The sequence below is a fragment of the Amycolatopsis nivea genome (assembly GCF_004522235.1).
Classification (GTDB): domain Bacteria; phylum Actinomycetota; class Actinomycetes; order Mycobacteriales; family Pseudonocardiaceae; genus Amycolatopsis; species Amycolatopsis nivea.
On the sequence record NZ_SDLT01000021.1, the window covers coordinates 118,590 to 137,753 of the forward strand.

At 69.6% G+C, this 19,164-nt stretch carries 15 protein-coding genes and 4 tRNA genes; 11 read left to right on the top strand and 8 right to left on the bottom strand.

The features are described 5' to 3' along the window. Position 1: 1 nt before the first annotated feature. Both EIZ44_RS24155 and fgd read left to right on the top strand, forming a co-directional pair. Positions 2-1,429 carry a glycoside hydrolase family 76 protein gene (locus EIZ44_RS24155; protein ID WP_240691394.1) on the top strand — a complete coding sequence of 476 codons (1,428 nt, stop codon included), beginning with the start codon at positions 2-4 and terminating at the stop codon, positions 1,427-1,429. Between the two features lie 105 nt (positions 1,430-1,534). Next, positions 1,535-2,539, top strand: coding sequence for a glucose-6-phosphate dehydrogenase (coenzyme-F420) (gene fgd / locus EIZ44_RS24160; RefSeq protein ID WP_134731350.1), 1,005 nt, complete (start codon positions 1,535-1,537; stop codon positions 2,537-2,539). Positions 2,540-2,611: 72 nt separating this feature from the next. On the opposite strand, the gene EIZ44_RS24165 is transcribed toward fgd, so the two are convergent. Beyond that, complete coding sequence (locus EIZ44_RS24165; protein ID WP_134731352.1) at positions 2,612-5,035, bottom strand: SdrD B-like domain-containing protein; 2,424 nt, start codon at positions 5,033-5,035, stop codon at positions 2,612-2,614. 228 nt (positions 5,036-5,263) lie between these two features. Here EIZ44_RS24165 and EIZ44_RS24170 point away from each other — a divergent pair, with 228 nt between their 5' ends. Further along, positions 5,264-5,992 (top strand): hypothetical protein, encoded by a 729-nt coding sequence (locus tag EIZ44_RS24170; RefSeq protein ID WP_240691389.1) that lies wholly within the window; start codon positions 5,264-5,266, stop codon positions 5,990-5,992. A 42-nt stretch (positions 5,993-6,034) separates the two neighbouring features. Here the strand turns inward: EIZ44_RS24170 and EIZ44_RS24175 are convergent, their stop codons facing one another. Then, positions 6,035-7,351 carry a right-handed parallel beta-helix repeat-containing protein gene (locus EIZ44_RS24175; protein ID WP_134731354.1) on the bottom strand — a complete coding sequence of 439 codons (1,317 nt, stop codon included), beginning with the start codon at positions 7,349-7,351 and terminating at the stop codon, positions 6,035-6,037. Between the two features lie 832 nt (positions 7,352-8,183). Between EIZ44_RS24175 and EIZ44_RS24180 the strand changes: the two genes are divergently transcribed. Then, on the top strand, positions 8,184-9,254 hold the full coding sequence (locus EIZ44_RS24180) for a Dyp-type peroxidase (protein WP_240691390.1): 1,071 nt from the start codon (positions 8,184-8,186) through the stop codon (positions 9,252-9,254). Between the two features lie 62 nt (positions 9,255-9,316). Here EIZ44_RS24180 and EIZ44_RS24185 read toward each other — a convergent pair. From EIZ44_RS24185 to EIZ44_RS24200, 4 genes are all read right to left on the bottom strand, one after another. Next, a tRNA-Val gene (locus EIZ44_RS24185) sits at positions 9,317-9,391 on the bottom strand. A 1-nt stretch (position 9,392) separates the two neighbouring features. Then, positions 9,393-9,463, bottom strand: a tRNA-Cys gene (locus tag EIZ44_RS24190). A gap of 21 nt (positions 9,464-9,484) precedes the next feature. After that, a tRNA-Gly gene (locus tag EIZ44_RS24195) sits at positions 9,485-9,557 on the bottom strand. A 129-nt stretch (positions 9,558-9,686) separates the two neighbouring features. After that, a complete protein-coding gene (locus tag EIZ44_RS24200; RefSeq protein WP_005159130.1) occupies positions 9,687-10,112 on the bottom strand; it encodes an SsgA family sporulation/cell division regulator in 426 nt (141 codons plus the stop codon). A 391-nt stretch (positions 10,113-10,503) separates the two neighbouring features. Between EIZ44_RS24200 and EIZ44_RS24205 the strand changes: the two genes are divergently transcribed. Further along, a tRNA-Val gene (locus tag EIZ44_RS24205) sits at positions 10,504-10,578 on the top strand. Positions 10,579-10,706: 128 nt separating this feature from the next. Here EIZ44_RS24205 and EIZ44_RS24210 read toward each other — a convergent pair. Beyond that, positions 10,707-10,970 (bottom strand): hypothetical protein, encoded by a 264-nt coding sequence (locus EIZ44_RS24210; RefSeq protein WP_037815611.1) that lies wholly within the window; start codon positions 10,968-10,970, stop codon positions 10,707-10,709. Further along, positions 10,967-11,506, bottom strand: coding sequence for an RNA polymerase sigma factor (locus tag EIZ44_RS24215; RefSeq protein WP_037815614.1), 540 nt, complete (start codon positions 11,504-11,506; stop codon positions 10,967-10,969). The genes EIZ44_RS24210 and EIZ44_RS24215 overlap by 4 nt, the downstream gene beginning before the upstream one ends. 391 nt (positions 11,507-11,897) lie before the next feature. Here EIZ44_RS24215 and EIZ44_RS24220 point away from each other — a divergent pair, with 391 nt between their 5' ends. From EIZ44_RS24220 to EIZ44_RS24245, 6 genes are all read left to right on the top strand, one after another. After that, a complete protein-coding gene (locus EIZ44_RS24220) occupies positions 11,898-12,779 on the top strand; it encodes a nitroreductase/quinone reductase family protein (RefSeq protein ID WP_134731358.1) in 882 nt (293 codons plus the stop codon). Between the two features lie 647 nt (positions 12,780-13,426). Then, positions 13,427-15,076, top strand: coding sequence for a sugar transferase (locus EIZ44_RS24225; RefSeq protein ID WP_240691391.1), 1,650 nt, complete (start codon positions 13,427-13,429; stop codon positions 15,074-15,076). A 155-nt stretch (positions 15,077-15,231) separates the two neighbouring features. Further along, on the top strand, positions 15,232-15,843 hold the full coding sequence (locus tag EIZ44_RS24230; RefSeq protein WP_037815622.1) for a malonic semialdehyde reductase: 612 nt from the start codon (positions 15,232-15,234) through the stop codon (positions 15,841-15,843). 155 nt (positions 15,844-15,998) lie between these two features. Next, entirely contained in the window at positions 15,999-18,044 is a 2,046-nt protein-coding gene (thrS, locus tag EIZ44_RS24235; protein WP_134731360.1) for a threonine--tRNA ligase, read from the top strand. Continuing rightward, on the top strand, positions 18,041-18,583 hold the full coding sequence (locus tag EIZ44_RS24240; RefSeq protein WP_037815627.1) for an HIT family protein: 543 nt from the start codon (positions 18,041-18,043) through the stop codon (positions 18,581-18,583). The genes thrS and EIZ44_RS24240 overlap by 4 nt, the downstream gene beginning before the upstream one ends. Before the next feature lie 50 nt (positions 18,584-18,633). Continuing rightward, positions 18,634-19,164, top strand: coding sequence for a MarR family winged helix-turn-helix transcriptional regulator (locus tag EIZ44_RS24245; protein WP_134731363.1), 531 nt, complete (start codon positions 18,634-18,636; stop codon positions 19,162-19,164).

Consider the following 19,164-nt stretch of genomic DNA (forward strand, 5'->3'; position numbering starts at 1 on the left):
CATGCTCACGGCGGTCCTGACAACGATGTCGGCGCTGCTGCCGGTCCACGCGAAAGCGCCCCGGCCGGCGGCGAACATCGTGGTGTGCAACCAATACTGCGACGACCACGCCGCCGACCAGGCGTCCAGCGACCGGATCGCAGTCACGACGGCGCTCGACGACCGCGTCCTCCAGTTGCACTTCGCCGACGCAGACCCGATGGGCTGGGCCGTCGTCGACCACTCGCGCCCGGGCGACCGGGTGTGGCTCGACCGGTCCTTCGACGGCGGCGCGACCTGGGACGGCGGCGCGCAGCTCGGACTTACCACCGCGCCCTCCGGGGTCGGCGGCTGGCGCACCCAGATGTACAACAACGACGACTGGAACAACCGCGGCGTCGGCGCCCTGCGCGCGTGCGGCAGTGCGGTCGACACCGGCCGGATCGCTTGCACGCCTTGGGCGCGCACCCGCTGGAACGCGGCGAACCGTGCGCAAGCGGCGGCGACCGCGATGATGGCGCTCTACGACAACGGCACCGGCTACTTCCGCAATGGCGGCGGCTGGGGCACTGCGGTGTCGCTCGCCGCGGTGATCCGCAACGCGTCGGTCAGCCGGATGGCCAGCTACGACTACGCGATGGCCACGACGTACGACAAGAACGTCAACGCCGGCCGCGGCCAGTTCCGCAACGAGTTCTCCGACGACACCGGCTGGTGGGCGATGGCGTGGCTCGACGCCTACGACCGCACCGGCCAGCAGCGCTACCTCGCCACCGCGAAGGCCGATGCCGACCACATGCAGACCTTCTGGACCAACGACTGCGGCGGCGGTATCCGCTGGAAAGAAGGCCTGACGTACAAGGCGTCCATCTCCAACAGCCTGTACATCGAGGTCAACGCGACGATCGCCGACCGCACTGGCGACGCGACCTACCGGACCCGGGCGCAACAAGGCTGGGATTGGTTCCGCGGCAAGGGACTCATCGGGTCCGACGGCCTGGTGGTGGACGGTGTCGACGGCGCCAGCTGCACCGCGGTCGGGCAGCGCTACACCTACAACCAGGGCGTATTCGTCTCCGGCCTCACGGCGCTGTCCAAAGTGACCGGAGACCAGAACCTGATCAGCACCGCCCGCTCAGTGGCCGACGCGACGACCCGCACCGGGTCGTTCTTCACCGGCTCGGACGGCATCGTCCACGACCCGGGCGAGGGCAGCAGCTGCACCGACGACGGGTCGTACTTCAAAGCCGGACTCGTGCGCGGACTGTCCGAACTGGACGACGCGACAGCCGACGCGCCCTACCGCGATTTCCTGGCCAGGCAAGCGGATTCCGCCTACGCCCATTCCCGCAACGACTTCGACCAGTACTCGCGTCCGTGGTCCTCAGGCGGGGACAAAGGCCCGGGTTGCCAGGCCGCCGCGCTCGTCCTGATGACCGCCACGTACTAGCCCCGTTAGTGACCGACAGCACACCCGCCTCCGCAAGGCCCGTCCGGGTACGGTTGACGGTGCCACGGAATCCTGCGTGGTGCGTGCGGACGGGGAAGGGCGATCGTGGAGCTGAAGGTCGGGTACAAGGCGTCGGCGGAGCAGTTCGGGCCTCGGGAGCTGGTGGAGTTCGCGGTGCGGGCCGAGGAGCTGGGGCTGGATTCGGTGTGGGTGTCGGATCATTTCCTGCCGTGGCGGCACGAGGGCGGGCACGCGCCGTGGGCGTTGGCGTGGATGCCGGCGGTGGCGGAGCGGACGAGCCGGGTGCTGATCGGGACGAGCGTGCTGACGCCGACGTTCCGGTACAACCCGGCGGTGATCGCGCAGGCGTTCGCGACGATGGCGCTGCTGTCGAACGACCGGGTGATCCTGGGCGCGGGCACGGGCGAGGCGTTGAACGAGATCGCGGTGTCGGGCCGGGAGTGGCCGGAGTTCAAGGAGCGGTTCGCGCGGCTGCGGGAGTCGGTGCGGCTGATGCGCGAGCTGTGGAGCAAGGACAGCGTCGATTTCGAGGGCGACTACTACCGGCTGGTGAACGCGAAGATCTACGATCGGCCGGAGCGTCCGGTGCCGGTGTACATCGCGGCGGGCGGCCCGGTGGTGGCGAAGTACGCGGGCCGTGCGGGCGACGGGATGATCTGCACGTCGGGCAAGGGCATGGACCTCTACACCGAGAAGCTGATGCCGGCGATGGCCGAGGGGGCGGCCGCGGGGGAGCGGGACGCGGCGAGGGTGGACCGGATGATCGAGATCAAGATGTCGTACGACCGGGATCCGGAGAAGGCGCTGGCGAACACGCGGTTCTGGGCGCCGTTGTCGTTGAGCGCGGAGCAGAAGCACACCGTGTCGTCGGCGGAGGAGATGGAGCGGCTGGCCGACGAACTGCCGATCGAGCAGGTCGCGAAGCGATGGATCGTCGCCTCCGATCCGGACGAGGCGGTCGCGCAGATCAAGCCGTATCTCGACGCTGGCCTGAACCACCTGGTGTTCCACGGTCCCGGGCACGACCAGGAGCGTTACCTGTCGCAGTTCGCCGAGGACGTGCTGCCGCGGCTGCGCGCGCTGTCCTGACCGCGGTTTACCGTCTTCGCTAGGGAAAGGCCGGGCCGAGGTCCGCACCAGGCGTGCGGACCCCGGCCGCGGTCACTGCCGCCTGAACCGCCTTCTGCGGGCCGCCACCAGGAAGGCCGTGCCTCCGGCGACGAGCGCCCCGCCGAGGATCAGCAGCATCGGCAGGAGCGGAATCCCGGTCGAGGCCAGCGAATCCGTGTCCGTCGCGTCCGAGGCGGGCGGATGGCCCGCCGGGGGAGCCGGGTCCGGGCTCGTGCCCGGCGGAGCCGACGACGTGGGCGGACCCGGCGGCAACGGAAGATAGACGCCGGCGTCGATGGTGTGGTCGACCCCGCCCGCCTCGGCGGGAGCGGTCACCGGCGCGTAGCCGCTGCAGAGCCGTCCGGTCTTCGGCGGCACGACGTTCGAATCGTGCGCCCGGTCCGGTCCGGCGGTCGGGAGCGTGAACCGCAGGTCGGTCGCCGGCGGTGTCCCGGGCACGTTGTCCGTCGCCGCGGTGCAGACGTCGAACTGCACGGTGTACTTCTCGCCCGGCTTCAGCTGGTATTCCGCGCCGACGCCGCCGAAGTAGTACTCGCCCGCCTTGTCGGTCCGGGTGCTGGCGACCTTCGCGCCGTCGGCGTCCAGCAGGTTGACCGTCGCCTTGGCGAGCGGGACCTCGTCGGTGCGGTTCGGGTCCTGGACGCCGTTGTGGTCGCCGTCGAACCACACGAGGTTGCCGATCTGGATCGGCGCGTTCGCCGCCTGGTAGGCGATGTCGCCGAGGCCGCCCGCCTTGCCGAAGCTGTTCGCCGGGCCCACGAACGCGTACCCGTGCTTCGGATTGTCCTGCCCCGGCCCGATGCCGGAGTCGACGTCGTAGTAGCCGACGCCGTCGGAGCTGACGTGCTGCGCCGGGTCCATCTGGGTGCTGATCACCCATTGCTGCTGCGGGATGTAGGCGACCGACCCCTGCGAGGACTCCTGGTGCACGCCGTTGCCGGACCGGCTCGGATCGTAGAAGTCGCCGGGGAAGTACTCGACGACGCCGGGCGGTTCGTGGCCGTTCGCCTCGGGCTTGCCGTGGTTCGGGCAGGCCCCGGTGCCTTCCCAGTCGTATCCGCCGCCGGGCGCCGCGCACGCCATGGTGATGTCGCCGCCGGACATCCCGGTCCGGACCGTGTCGTCGGTGGGCCGCGGGTCTTTGCCGGAGCCGAAGACGTCCATGAACCGGTCGCGGAAGCCGAGGATCATCGAGCCGTCGCGGGTGAACGCCAGGCTCGCCAGTTCCGGCTGCGGGTTGATCCCCGCGCCCTTCCGGATGAACTTGTCCCACGAGGAGAACGAGGTGTCCCAGGGGTTCCAGTGGTCCATGCTGTCGTCCGGGTCCGGGACCGTGATGACGTAGCCGCGCCGGTAGTCGAGGCCGTGCGTGAGGACCGGGGTGAATTTCGCGCCGTCGTAGGTGTAGACCACGGCCTTCAAATCCTCGCGCCGCTTAGTGCTTTCCGCCGAGCAGACGCCGCCGACGTACAGTTTCGCGTCGTGCGCGGCGACCGCGAACGGCCGCCAGTCGTTCGGTACGGCACAGTCCGGAGCCGGGATCGGGACGGTCTTGCCCGGTTTCGCGGTGGCTCCGGTCGCGTCGAAACTGAGCAGGCTCCGGGTCGCCAGGCTCACCGCGTACAGCGTTTTGCCGTCCTCGGTGAGCGCGATCCCGCCGAGGCTTTCCTTTCCGGGGACGTCCACGAAATGCTGGTCCTTGAGCATGTCGACCTTGCCGTGCGCGGTGACCTCGGCATCCGGCACTTTCGCGAACAATGTGGGCGCGCCGCCGCCGAGCGGCGTGGTGTAAATAGCGCCGCCGCCTTCGGGGCCGTAGGTGGTGAAGCGTTTCGCGAACGCCGCCTGGAAAATGCGGTCGCGGTATTTGTCGTACGCCAACCCCCACGTGGTGCCGACCTGGGCCTGGGTGTTCAGCACGGTCGGGCAGGCCGAGTCGGCCGGGCAGGTGCCGCGGAGACTGCGGTCGAAAGCGACCAGCGCGCGGCTGTTCGGATCGGGCGCGCTGCCGTCGCTGTTCACCGCCGGGCTTTGCACCGGAACGTAATACCGGGCGTCGGGCGGAGTGTGGTCGGCCGGGTTCCAGACGCCGGTGATCACCGAAACGTCTTTGCCTTCCCGCAGATCCACGAACGTCGTGAAACTGTCGAAGTGGTTTTTCTCCGTCGACGCGGGCGCGGCCCGCAAATACGCGCGATACGGATCCGGAACGGAAACGTCGACGCGGTACCGGCCGCCGGCGAGCGGGGCGGCCGGGTCCACCACGACCTTGCCCGCCGCGTCGGTGCGGCCGCGCACCTGATGTCCGGCGGGGTCGGTGACCAGCACGGACATGCCCGGCTGCGGGGTGTCCATGGCGGCGTTGACGATGCCGGTGCCGAAGAAATCCCGGAGCACCTGGACGGTCAGCGTGCCGTCCTCGGCGGCAGCGGCGGCGCCGGTGGTCACCGTCATCGTGCTGCCGCCCAGCATTAAGACAGCGGCGGCGGCGCGCGCCAGCCTGAATCTGCCACTCGGTCTTCTGCCACCTCGGGTCATGACTGCGGGATCTCCGTTCTCTGCGCGGAATATTCGCGCGGCGTGGCGCAAAGCTGTAACAGTGAACCAGAAAACGGTCAGTCCGGGTACGGCACCGGGACACACGGACCGGGTGAATCGAAAACCCTGCTACGGTCACTCGCTGTGCTGGGAAAACGGATCGCGCGCCGGTGGATCGTCGTCGCCGCGGCAGTGACAGTCGCGCTCGGCGCGGGAATATTCTGGTATGCCGCCGCGGGCTCCCCGGATTCCGGCCCGCACGCGGTCACCGCGGACGAGGCGAGCCGGCTCGCGATCGCGCGATTCCGCAATTACCAGAAACAAGGCCGCGCGGTGACGATCAGTGTCCCCGGCTCGGCGGGCGAACTCGTGATCACCGGTTCGGCCGATTACCGCGCGAAGTCCGGTTACGGAGTGCTGAAAGGCAAGGGGCGCAACGACTCCGGCAATGGTCTGATCCGGTGGACCGCCAGCCGGATCGAACTCCGCCCGCTGGCTGTCGTCCCGGATTTCCCTCCCGGGAAACCGCCTTCGGACGGCTGGTTCGGCCGCCCGCTCAATCCGTCCGCGGGCGCACTCGACCGCGCATTGGCGATTCTTCTCGGCCTCGGCAGCGACCGGCCGGACAACGCGCAATTGCTGCCGCAGAACGGTGCCGAATGGGTAGCGGCCGATCAGGTGAACGGACATCCGGTCGACGTCTTCACCGGCCCGGATTCGCGCGACCGCCCCGGCAGCGCGGGAAAAGTCCGGTACTGGCTCGACGCGGACGGCGTCATGTACCGGGTGCAGGCCGCGATCCCGGGAGAAACGGATCCGGTCGTCATTTCCTTCGACACGCACGAATTCACCGCGGTGCCTTCTGTTCGGTGAGGTTTTCTTCGAGTGCGGTGTTGTCGCGGGTTGGGCGATTCCTTAAGCGGCGGCCACGGACGCGCGGTCGGCCAGCAACGACGCCGCTGGTGCTTGGATTTTCGCGACGTCCGGAAACTCCGGCACTGCCGGGACGACCGTGGGTCCAGCCGTGCGCGCGTCCGGAAACTGCGGCTGCAACGGCGGCGCCGCGACCTCGGTAAACGGAATTCCCGCGGGCGGTTTCGCCCTCGTCCACATCCCCGAGGGCGAGGCGGCGGCCGCGGGACAAGCGGCGCTGGTCGGCAGTCCCTCCGGAATCGTGTGCAGCGGCCCGGAATCAACGCAGTTTCCGCTGCCCTTGGTCGCGCCGGGGAATGTCCAGCCGACGTCGAGGCCGTTCGCCGCGAAGACGTCTCCGACGATCCGGTTGCCGTTCGGTGGCACGTCCTGGGTGGCGGTGAGGACGACCCCGGCGTTCGGGTTCCCGGCGATCCGGTTGCGCAGCACCTGGTTGCCGCTGCCGCCGTCGATGCCGATCCCGATGCCCCAGCCGCCGTCGGCCTGCTCCGGCGTCGCCGCCTGCCCGTTGGCCGCGACGAGGTTGCCCGCGAGCACGGAATCCTGCTGCGGCAACAGCTTCTCCTGGTGATCGGAGTTGCTGGTGGCCCCGACCCGGTTCCCGCTGAACCGGTTCCTGACGACGTACATCTCGCCGCTGGCGTTCGTCCCCTCGTACCCGACCGCGTTGAGCTCCGCGACGTTGTCCCGCACGACCGTCCGGCATGGTTTGCATTGGCCGACATAGATTCCGGAATCAGCGCCGCCGGACGCGTAGGACTGCTCGATCACTCCGTTCTGCGCGGAAAACGCATAGATTCCGTAGAGCCCGTTGCGGGTGGCGGTGACGTGCGAGACCAGGAACGAACTGAGGAAACGGATCGGCTCGTCCCCGGTGTCGTACCCGCCGCCGTGCCCCGGCAGCCCGTCGGCGGCTTTGACCGAACCGGTCACGAGGACGCCGTTCTGCGTGTGATTCCGGACGGTCAGATTCTCGACAGCGACGCCCGGCGCGGACACGACGACGCCGTTGTCCCGCTTCAGCTGCCCGTCGACGACCACTTTCTCCCGCACTTCGCCGCGCAGCGTGACGCTCGGCGTCGTGATTTTCACCGTTTCGTGGTACTCGCCGGGCGCGACGAGCACGAGATCTCCCGCCTGAGCCAGGGAAACCGCGGCGGAAATGGTCGGCGCGTCGGCCGGCACGCGGATCGTGACACCCGCCCCGTCCGGCCGGTGCCCTTCGGCGGAGGAAGAACCACACCCGCTGACCAGTGCGGCGGACAGCCCCAGGATCGCCACCATGGCGAGAAAACGCATGCGCCCAGTCTGGCATGACCGCCGGTTTCCGTTGGGGTGATTGTCAGCCGGGTTGGCGGTCGGGCGCTTGGTTGGGGTTGTGCTGCGCGGGCGCGGGGGAGCGGGGTGCGCTGGCGGCCGGGTGCGGGAGCGGGTGTTGTTCGGCCGGAGTCGCGGGAAATGCGGAGACGGGCGTGATGAGGGGCGGCAGTTGAGCGCGGGGAACGGATGGTGCGTTGGCGAGGTCGCGGGTGGTGGGGGACTGGCGATGAGGTTGGCGGTTGAGCGCGGAGTGCCGCGGGATTCGCGGGGTGCTGGGGACTGGCGATGACGTCGTCGGTTGAGCGCCGGGTGCCGCGGGATTCGCGGGGTGCTGGGGGTTGGCGGTTGAGCGCGGCGTGCTGCCGGAGTCGCGGCGTGCTGGGACTGGAGACGGGGGGGGCGGTTGAGTGCGGGAGTGCTGCGGGATTCTCGGGGCGGGCGGGCGGGCGGGAGGGAGGGAGCGGTGGGGTCGGCGGTCGGGTGCGGGCGTGCGTCCTGCGCTGCCGGAGTCGCGGCGCGTGCGGGACGGGAGTGGTTGCAAGGTGGGGGGTTGCGAGTTGGGGCGGGTGCAACGCTGCCGGACTCGCCTGCTTCCGCCGTTGATGCAGCAGCGGCATGCGGTTCGTGTCGGGGTAGCGGAGTCGGCCGGGACTCTCGTCGCGGGTCGCGAGCGGTGCGCCACCTCGCCGGGCTGCCGAGCAAACACCCGTTTGCCGAGCCGAATTCGCCTGCCGCACCGGGATCTGTCACGCTGCCCGTCGTGAATTCCGCTGAGCGCCGCCCTTCCCGGCGGGCTTTTCTCGGGGCTGCCGTGACTGCCGGACTCGCCGCCGGGTGTCATGCGGCTCCCGTGTCCGACGGCGAGAACCGGCCCGGTCCGATTGTGCCCACTGGGGCGCATCAAGCCGGGATCATCGCGCCGCAGCAGCCGCAATCGCATCTTTTGGTCGTCAGTGCGGAGGTTTCCGTTGCGCCAGGACCGCTTCTCGCCGGATGGGGGCGGCAGATCCTGGCTGCGACCGCGGGGAAGGACGAGCGGCTGCTGGGCTTGCCCGCGGGCGATCTGACCGTGACGGTCGGGGTCGGGCCGAGGCTGGTGCGGGCTGTGGATCCGCATCTGCCTGGCGCACAAGACCTCCCTCCGGCCGCCCGCGAGGAGATTGCTCCGGCCGACCGCGGCGGGGATTTGCTGCTTCAGATCTGCGCCAGCGACCCGTCGGTCCCGCCGATCGTCGCGGCTGCGCTCCTGGCGACGCCGGGCGTGCACGAGCGCTGGCGGCAGTCCGGAGCGCGCGGGCCGCACATCCCGGTCTCGGACGGGCAGACCGCGCCGAGGAACGTCTTGGGGTTTGTCGACGGGATCGTCGGCCCGCGCACGCCGGTCGAGCAGCAGCGGGATCTGTGGATCGCCGGACCGGCGCCGGTGGCTGGCGGCACGATCGCGGTCGTCCGGCGGATGGTTCTCGATGTGGCGCGGTTCGCGGCGTTGCCGGTCGCGGAGCAGGAAGCCGTGTTCGGCCGCCGGAGGGACACCGGGGTTCCGCTGTCGGGCGGGGCCATCGGCGACGGGCCGGAGCTAGGCGCGAAAACGCCGGACGGCCGTTATCTCGTCCCCGCCGGCGCTCATATTCGCCGGGCGCACGCGAACGTCGTGGGCGCGGGGCTCATGCTGCGCCGCAGTTACAGCATGGACGCGCCGGCGCCCGGCCTGCTGTTCGTGAGCTTCCAGAACGATCTGCACACGTTCACCGCGACGCTGGCGAGCATGGAGGCGGCGGACGAGCTGCTGCCGTTCACGACCACCACCGCGAGCGGGGCCTTCCTGGTCCTTCCCGGCTTCGACGAACACCGGCCGCTGGGGTCGACCTTGTTCCCGGCGTGAAGCACGGAGGACACGGAAAAGCCCTGCCTCTCCGAGGAGAAGGCAGGGCTTCCGGACAACGCTGGTGCGCGATACTGGGATTGAACCAGTGACCTCTTCCGTGTCAGGGAAGCGCTCTCCCGCTGAGCTAATCGCGCGAGGTGGAGACGGGATTCGAACCCGTGTACACGGCTTTGCAGGCCGTTGCCTCGCCTCTCGGCCACTCCACCGCATGGGGCTTGAGCCCTCCGAGCGGACGACGGGATTCGAACCCGCGACCCTCACCTTGGCAAGGTGATGCGCTACCAGCTGCGCTACGTCCGCACTACCTCGGGTCCGAGGCGGCACCGGTATTCCGGTCCGCACCCCGTCGCCGTGGTGTGAAGAAACCATATCGGACCCCGGCAACCGTCCTGGCACCGGGGGGTTGTTGGCCCGCTCGCGGGCCGGTGATCAGGCCAGATCGTTCGGGATCAGGTGGGTGAGCGCGTCGTCGACGTCGACCCACAGGTGCTCGTTGCCCGGCAGCACGACGTCGTACGTGCGGTCGAGGAAATCGGCCAGCTCCTGCGCGGACGCCTCGAACATGGCGTGCCCGGACGGCGAGTTCAGCTCGATCAGGACCGACTCCGGGTCCTCCACCGAGGGCCGGATCCGGACGTCCCCGTCGCCGGCGTCGGCGAGGAGGCCGTCGGCGAGCAGGTCGCGCGCGTAGACCCATTCGACCCAGCCGGCCCGCCCGGTGCGGAAGGCGGCGACGACGGCATAGGGGTCGCGGGTGTCGTAGCGCAGCTCCACCTTCACCGGAACCGCCGGGGTCCGCGGCGCCAGCAGGTCGAAGACCGCCGTCGAGCGGAGCGTCACGTGATCGTTGCGCATCGTCCTACCCTTCGTCTCCCTTCCCGGCCCGGACGACCGAGGACAACGGTGAGACGCACCAGGAGCCCGGATCCGTCGCGAGTGCGCTCGAGATCACCCGTTCGAGACCGTCTGCCCCGAGGTCCGTCCGGTCCGTCGCCGTCCGTGCCGCGCAGCCTTCAGCGGGCGCCCGGTGGGGAGCCACCAGTACATCTTGCGCGGTTCGGCCGCTGTGCGATAGCACCGTCGCACGGATGTCGCGGACGCCCGCACGCGCCCCCGCCCGGGCAAGGCCTTGGTTAGCTCGGGATTGTTCGGACGGTATTCGCTGGCAGACGCGCTGTAGTCGGATCAAACCACCCGTTTGCAGGCCCCCGAAAGTCGTGGGGTAGGCTGGATCCGCACCGCGAGCGGGCGATTAGCTCAGCGGGAGAGCGCTTCGTTCACACCGAAGAGGTCACTGGTTCGATCCCAGTATCGCCCACCAGCAGCATCCGATGGCCTGCCGACGATCTTCGCCGGCAGGCCATCGGCGTCTCCAGGGCTGGCCGCTCCCGTCCGTGCTGGCACGTCGCGCATGGCGTGCACGCGAGAGGACGGTGGGGGCCAGCCAGTTCAGGAACCTCTCGTCGAGATCCGGCACTGCCCGTCGGCGCACGTCCGTTCCAGGCGGCCCCGCGAGAGGGTCTGCGCCAGCCCGATCGCCCAGCACGTCGGACATCCGCGCAGGGCCAGCACGCCCGCGGGCAGGAACAGCACGCTCGCCCATCCGAGGACCGGGGCCAGCGCGATCGACGCGGCGATCAGGCCGAATCCGATCGCCCCGCGGGCGAGATGGACGGGCAGGGATTTGCTGGCGAACGACGGTCGGGTGCTCATCGGTCTTCCTCCGGGAGATCCAGGCGGGCGCGCACGGCGGTGCGGGCACGGTGCAGGCGCGACTTCATCGCCGCCGTGCTCAGGCCGAGCGACTTGGCGACGGTCTTTCCCGGCAGGCCCTGGATGTCGCGCATGATCAGCACGCCGCGCTGATCGGCGGGCAGCGCGGCGACGGCGGCGGACAGGCGTTCGACCTCGAGCCTGCTCAGCACGTCTTCCTCGGCGGACGGGCCGGCCGCTTCCGGGACCGGCTCGTCGCGCTGCACCAAAGCCCGCGCCCGCCGCAGGCATTCGTTGCGCACGATCCGGAACATCCACGACGCGAGTGCGGCCGTCGCCCGCAGCGTTCCGATCTTGCGGAACAGGACGATCATCGCCTCCTGCGCCGCGTCCTCGGCGTCCTGGCTGCTCGCGCACAACGAGAACGCGAACCGCCGCACGTGCGGGTACGCGCCGGACACCAGCACGGCGATCGACGCCTCGTCGCCGCGCTGCGCCGCCGCCACGAGCTGCTCTGCCGGCCAGGGCTCAGCCACGCTTCGACCTTCCGCGCGCTCGCAGGAAAACCACGCAACTGCACACCAGGACCGCCACGACTGCCGCCGCGACAATGATCAGGGTCATCGAGCCTCCTTCGTCGTGCCGGCCTCGTGGCCGCACGTCCATAAGAGCGACCGGCCCGGCGAAAGGATTCGGCCTTCGCCGCACGAGGTTCGGAAGCTGTGCTAATTTAGCCGTGCGCCCCGTATGGGCCTACGCATGGAGGTAGCGGCTAACCAGCCAGCACAGAGATCGGGCTCTCCGTCTCTCGCAGTTCCGCGGATCCGTCGACCGGATCGCTGCGCCATGCCTTGTGCCTGCGGGGTCTTTTCGCGTGCCCTTTTCCTGTGCTCGACTCCTCCTTTCCGAAAATCCGAAAGGAATTGTGTGAGCAACGATTTTCACCGCCGGCTGATCGCCGAGTTCCGGGCGAACCGCGGTGCCCTCGGCGGCATGTTCGAAGGCTGGTCGCTGGCGGTGCTGACGACGACCGGCGCGCGGACCGGCCTGCCCCGCGAGGTGCTCCTCGGCTACCTGGAGATCGAGGGAAACGGAGTGGTCGTAGCCTCGGCGAACGGCGCGGACCGCCATCCCGGCTGGTACCACAACATCCGCCGGAACCCGCTGGTGACCGTCGAGGTGGGCGGCGAGACCTACCAGGCGATGGCGGCCATTCCGCAAGGTGCCGCGTACGAGAAGCTTTTCGCGCAGGTAATCGCGGAGGCTCCGGGTTACGGCGATTACCAGGCGAAGACGACCCGGGAAATTCCGGTGGTTGTTGTGCATCGGATCGACGAGCGCGTCAAAGGAATGGGCGATTGGCTCGTCGAAGTGCACCAATGGTTTCGCGCGGAGTTGCGGGCGTTGCGCGAGCAGGCGGACGACCTGGCCGACGGCCGCGCGACGGCGATCGTCCGGCCGGAGCCGGACCTGGCGCAGGAGATGCGGACCCACTGCCTCAGCTTCTGCACCGCGCTGCGCAGGCATCACGTCGGCGAGGACTCCGTGGTGTTCCCTGCGCTGGCCGAGCAGTTCCCCGCGCTCGCTCCGGTGATCGCGCAGCTCGCGGAGCAGCATCAGGTGGTCGCGCGTCTGCGGGACTCGATCCGGGAACTGGTCGAGAGCTTCGTCCCCGGTGAATCGGACCCGGTGCGGCTGCGGGCGGAGTTGGAGCGGCTCGCTGGTGAGTTGGAGGCGCACTTCGAGTTCGAGGAGCAAGCGGTGGTGACTGCGCTCAATGCCACGGCTGCCGCTCCGCCGACTGCCTGAGCCGAGGCAGCTTCATTCCGGGAGGGGGCGCTCTTCGCTTCGGAGGGAGTGAGCCGGGACTCGGCCGGGTGTCCAGTGTGGACTTGATCGCGGTGAGAACACGGCGGCAGTCCGGGAAAAATGTGCGGCGGACGCCCGGCCCGGCAGGCGGACGGCATCCCCGGATGGTTCAGACCAGCCGAATGGCCGCAAACCGGGCGGCCCTCCGCATTCCGGAGCGGATTGCGCTGCGGGCAAGGGAAATCGGCGGGTCGGCGGAGAGCTTGTGCCCGAACGGCGGTTGGGGCCGGGCGCATGCTCGGGTGATGACCCGTGCGGGGGAGCTGATTCGGCTGCGGGTCTGCTGGGCCGTTCGGTGTAGGTAGTGGGAAACTTGACTACAGCGGGTAATTTCCGTTGCCGGGTGAGCGTGACCCATCGTGACATCCCCGTTATCTTCCCGGTGCTTCCTGACGGGAAAGACTCGCAGGCCGTGGCTGGAAAATCTCTGTAACACCGCTCGCTGACCACCCGATACCTTGGCGAGTGTCACACCTTCGGCGACGTGGAGCCGGACCGTCTCGTGATCACCGATTGTGATCATCGGCCCTGACTCAGCGTGCCGGTGGCGATCAGGTCCGGGGAGCTTGCGCAGCGCGGGAGGACTGATGGAAGAACCGGTGCGGTCATGGCCCGCGGACAGCGTCGGGCTGCCGCGGCTCGACCTCAGGGCGGTTCCCGCGCCGCCGGTCGACGTGGCGGTGCCGCCGCCCGGCCGGGTCGCGGAAGACCGGCTCGACTCCGCCGCCGAGCACCGGCTGGAGCCCGTCGGCAAGCACCGGCTCGACCCCGCCGCCGAGGACCGCGTGGATCCCGCCGCGGAAGACCGGCTCGATCCCGTCCCGGCGTCCTCGCCGGAAGAAGGCGATCCGCCGAAAACGCACGCCGCGGAGTGGGAGAAACGCTACCGCCGGACGGTCATCGCGTCGGATCTCGTCGCGGCGTGCGTGGTGATCGCGATCAGCGCCTTCGTCATCGACCGCCTCGCACCGCACGACATGCACGCGTTCGGCACCGCGTTCGCGATCCTCTGCGCCCTTCCGGCCAGCCGGGCCTGGAGCGCCCGGGTGCTGGGGGAGGGCCCCGAGGAGTACCGCACGCTCGGCCGGGCGCTGATCACCGCGGCGGTCCTGGTCGCGTTCGGCGGACTGCTGTTCGGCGCGCTCGAAGTGCAGCCCTGGGTGTTTTTCGTAGTCCCCGCTGTCGCCTTAGTGCTGTTTCCCCAGCGATACGTGCTCCGCCAGATCTTGCACCGCAGACGGCGGCGCGGGCTCTGCCTGCTGCCGGTGATGGCGGCGGGCAGCGCGGAAACGGTCGCGGACCTGATCAAGCGGACGCGGACCGAGGCGCACGTCGGATGGCGGGTCGAGGCGGTCTGCACGTCCACCGGGCACGGGGAGATCGACGGGGTCCCGGTCGTCGGGCGGCTGGAGGAGCTGTCCCGGCACGTGCGCCGCGGCGGGTACCGGGTCGTCGCCATCACGGCCGACCAGTACTGGAATCCCGAGCGGCTGCAGCGGCTCGCCTGGGATCTCGAAGGCACGTCGTCGGAGATGGTCGTCGCGCCGGTGCTGATGGAGGTCGCCGGGCCGCGGCTGAACGTCAGCGGAGTCCTGGGCATGCCGCTGCTTCGGGTGACCGCGCCCGCGTTCACCGGCGGGCGTCGGTTGGTCAAAGAGGTCGTCGACCGCTGCGGCGCGACGTTGCTGCTGGCGCTGTTCTCCCCGGTGCTGCTGGCGATCGCGGTGGCGGTGAAGGCGGGCGACCGCGGTCCGGTGGTCTACCGGCAGCGGCGCATCGGCAAGGACGGCGAAGCGTTCACCATGCTCAAATTCCGCACCATGGTCGTGAACGCGCACCTCATCCGGCGCGAGCTGGAGAATGCGAACGAAGGCGCAGGGCCGCTCTTCAAAATGAAGAAGGACCCGCGGGTCACCAAGGTCGGAGGGCTGCTGCGCCGGTACTCGCTCGACGAGCTGCCGCAGCTGTTCAACGTCGTCTCCGGGCGGATGTCGCTGGTCGGGCCCCGGCCGCCGCTGCCGGAGGAGACGGCGACGTACGCTCCGGCCGCGCGCCGCAGGCTGCTGGTGAAGCCGGGGCTGACCGGGCTGTGGCAGGTGAGCGGGCGCAGCGATCTTTCCTGGGACGAGAGCATCCGGCTCGACCTGCGCTACGTCGAGGACTGGTCGCTGGCGCTGGACCTGGTGATCCTCTGGAAGACCTTCCGTGCGGTCCTCGCCGGGCAGGGCGCCTACTGACCTGCGAAGATCGTTCCTACCGCGGCCGCCGGCCCCGTAACGGGCCGGCGGCCTTCCAGTGCGCTGAGTCACAACGGGGCCGTGAGCGAAATAGTCAAGCGTTCAACCAGGTTGGTGCCGTGCGTAGGCGACAGCACGGAAGGAACGCCGAACCGATGACTACTTTCGCAGAGTCCCAGCAGCTGCAGGTGCCCGCCGAGGTGCAGGACCTGCTGTTCCGCGAGGCGCGCACGGCCAACAGCTTCAGCTCGGAGCCGGTGACCGACGAGCAGGTCCGCGCGATCTACGACCTCGTCAAGTGGGCCCCGACCTCGATGAACACCCAGCCGCTGCGCGCGCTGGTGATCCGCAGCGACGAGGCCAAGCAGCGCCTGCTGCCGCACATGGCCGAGGGCAACCGCGCCAAGACCGAGGCCGCGCCGCTGACCGTGATCCTGGCCGCGGACGTCGACTTCCACGAGAACATCCCGCAGACCTTCCCGCACAACCCCGGCGTGAAGGACAACTTCGCCGACGAGGCGGGCCGCGTCGAGTTCTCCAAGCTGAACTCGCTGCTGCAGGTCGGCTACTTCATCATCGGCGTGCGCGCCGCCGGACTGGCCGCGGGCCCGATGACCGGCTTCGACGCCGCGGGCGTCGACAAGGAGTTCTTCTCCGGCAACAACTGGCGTTCGCTCGTCGCGGTGAACATCGGCAAGCCGGGCGAGAACCCGTGGTTCGACCGCCTGCCGCGGCTCGACTTCGACCAGGTCGTCGACACTCTCTGACCCTTCCCGCGCCGCCGGGAGGCCGCCCCGCACGCCCGGGGCGGCCTTTCGGCGTCCGGGGGCAGTGTTGGCTGACGGCGGTCGAATCGGCGAACCCGCCGACGGCTAGCATCAGCGGAAGCCGTTTCAGTCACATCTCCCAAAGGAGTCCGATCGTGTCCCAACCGTCGTCAGCTGCCGCCGTACCCGCCCCGCGCGTGGTGGTGCCGGCGGGCACTACGGCGGGCGCCGCGGTGCGCGAAGCCGGGCTGCCCACCAAGGGCCCGGACACGATCGTCGTCGTCCGCGACGCCGACGGGAAGCTGCGCGACCTCGCGTGGGCGCCGGAAGCCGAAGCCCAGGTCGAGGCCGTCGCGGCGAACACCGAGGACGGCCGCAGCGTGATCCGGCACTCCGCCGCGCACGTGCTCGCCCAGGCCGTGCAGCAGGAATTCCCGGACGCCAAGCTCGGCATCGGCCCGCCGGTGCGCGACGGCTTCTACTACGACTTCGCCGTCGAAAAGCCGTTCACGCCCGAGGATCTGCAGAAGCTCGAGAAGCGGATGAAGCAGATCGTCAAGGGCGCGCAGCAGTTCTCGCGCCGCGTGTTCGCCTCCACCGACGAGGCCAAAGAGGAACTGGCGAACGAGCCGTTCAAGCTCGAGCTGGTGGACCTCAAGTCCGATGTGGACGCTGTGGACACCAGCGAGGTCATGGAGGTGGACAGTTCCTCCTCTGGCGAGCTGACCATCTACGACAACCTCGACCCGCGCACCAAGGAACGCGTGTGGAGCGACCTCTGCCGCGGCCCGCACGTGCCCACCACCAAGTTCATCCCGGCCTTCAAGCTCACCCGGGTCGCCGCCGCGTACTGGCGCGGCAACGAGAAAAACCCGCAGCTGCAACGGATCTACGGCACCGCGTGGGAATCGGCCGAGGCGCAGGACGCCCACCTCGAGCGCATCGCCGAGGCGGAGCGCCGCGACCACCGCAAGCTCGGCGCGGAGCTGGACCTGTTCTCCTTCCCCGAGGAGATCGGCTCCGGCCTGCCGGTGTTCCACCCCAAGGGCGGCATCATCCGCCGCGAACTGGAGAACTACTCGCGCCGCCGCCACGAGGAGGCCGGCTACGAGTTCGTGAACACGCCGCACATCTCCAAGGGCGACCTGTTCCACACCTCCGGGCACCTCCCGTACTACGCGGACACGATGTTCCCGCCGGTGCAGTTCGAGGAAGAGGACTACTACCTCAAGGCCATGAACTGCCCGATGCACAACCTGATCTTCCGCTCGCGCGGGCGGTCCTACCGCGAACTGCCGCTGCGGCTGTTCGAATTCGGCACCGTCTACCGCTACGAGAAGTCCGGCGTCGTGCACGGCCTCACCCGCGTGCGCGGCCTGACGATGGACGATTCGCACATCTACTGCACCAAGGAGCAGATGCCGTCCGAACTGCGGTCGCTGCTCAAGTTCGTGCTGGACCTGCTGGCCGACTACGGGCTGTCCGACTTCTACCTCGAACTGTCCACCCGGGGCGACTCGGACAAGTTCATCGGCGAGGACTGGGAGTGGGAGGAGGCCACCGAGACGCTGCGCCAGGCCGCCGTCGACTCCGGCCTCGAACTGGTGCCGGACCCGGGCGGCGCGGCCTTCTACGGCCCGAAGATCTCGGTGCAGGCGAAGGACGCCATCGGCCGCACCTGGCAGATGTCGACCATCCAGCTCGACTTCAACCAGAACAAGCGGTTCGGCCTCGAGTACACCGCGTCCGATGGCAGCCGCCAGCGGCCGATCATGATCCACCGCGCGCTGTTCGGCTCGATCGAGCGGTTCTTCGGCGTGCTGACCGAGCACTACGCGGGCGCGTTCCCGGCGTGGCTGTCGCCGGTGCAGACGGTCGCCATCCCGATCACCGCCGACCAGGTCGAGTACCTGCGCGGCGTGGAGAAGGCGTTGCGCGCCAAGGGGATCCGCGTCGAGGTCGATGCGAGCGACGACCGGATGCAGAAGAAGATCCGCACGCACACCACGCAGAAGGTGCCGTTCCTGCTGCTGGCCGGCGCGAAGGACGCGGAGGCGGGCGCGGTGTCGTTCCGGTTCCGCGACGGCGGCCAGATCAACGGGATCCCGGTGGACCAGGCGGTCGACGCGATCGCCGAGTGGGTCGAGCGCCGGGAGAACGCGTCGCCGTCGGCCGAGGCCGTGGAGAAGATCCTGAAGTGACCGAGCCGGAACTCGTCGAACAGGACGGGGTCGGGGTCCCGGACGCGCTGCAGCGGCTGTGGACCCCGCACCGGATGGCCTACATCCGCGGCCAGGACAAGCCCGAGGGCGAAGAGTCCGACGGCTGCCCGTTCTGCCGCCTGCCCGGTCTCGGCGACGACAAGCGCGCGCTGATCGTCGCGCGCGGCGAAACCGTGTTCGCGGTGCTGAACCTGTACCCGTACAACCCGGGGCACCTGATGGTGGTCCCGTACCGGCACGTCGCGGACTACCCGGACCTGACGCCCGAGGAGACGCGCGAGCTGGCCGAGTTCACCCAGCACGCGATGGGCGTGATCCGGGCGGTCTCGGCGGCGCACGGGTTCAACATCGGGATGAACCAGGGCGTGATCGCCGGGGCGGGCATCGCCGCGCACCTGCACCAGCACCTGGTGCCGCGCTGGGGCGGCGACGCGAACTTCATGCCGGTGATCGGGCACACGAAGGTGCTGCCGCAGCTGCTCGGCGAAACCCGCGACCTGCTCGCGGGCGCGTGGTGAGGCCCGTCGCGCGGCGGTAATTGAGTGCTCAACCAGCGTATGATGACGATATGTCCGAACCACGCTGGCTGACCGACGAAGAGCAGCGGGTCTGGCGCGCCTACGCCCAGGCCAGTTCGCTGCTGCACGCCCACCTCGAAGGACAGCTGCAGCACGAGTCGGGCATGCCGCACACGTACTACGAGGTGCTCGTCGCGCTGTCCGAAGCGGACGGACGGCGGCTGCGGATGAGCGAGCTCGCGTCGGTGCGCGGTTCGTCGCGCAGCAGGCTGTCGCACGCGGTGGCGCGGCTGGAGGCGAAGGGCTGGGTCCAGCGCGAGTCGTGCCCGACGGACAAGCGCGGGTCGTGGGCGGTGCTCACCGACTCCGGGTTCGCCGCGCTGGAGGAAGCCGCGCCGGGGCACGTCGAGGCGGTCCGGGAGACGCTGTTCGACCAGTTGAGCGCCGAGCAGGTGCGGCAGCTCGGCGAGATTTCCGAGGCGATCCTGGCCGGGCTGCGGCCCAAGTGCCAGGCCGTCCGGGAGGCCGAGGAGGCGGCGGAATCGGCCGCGCCGCTCGCCGAACTGCCGAAATCCGGCTGA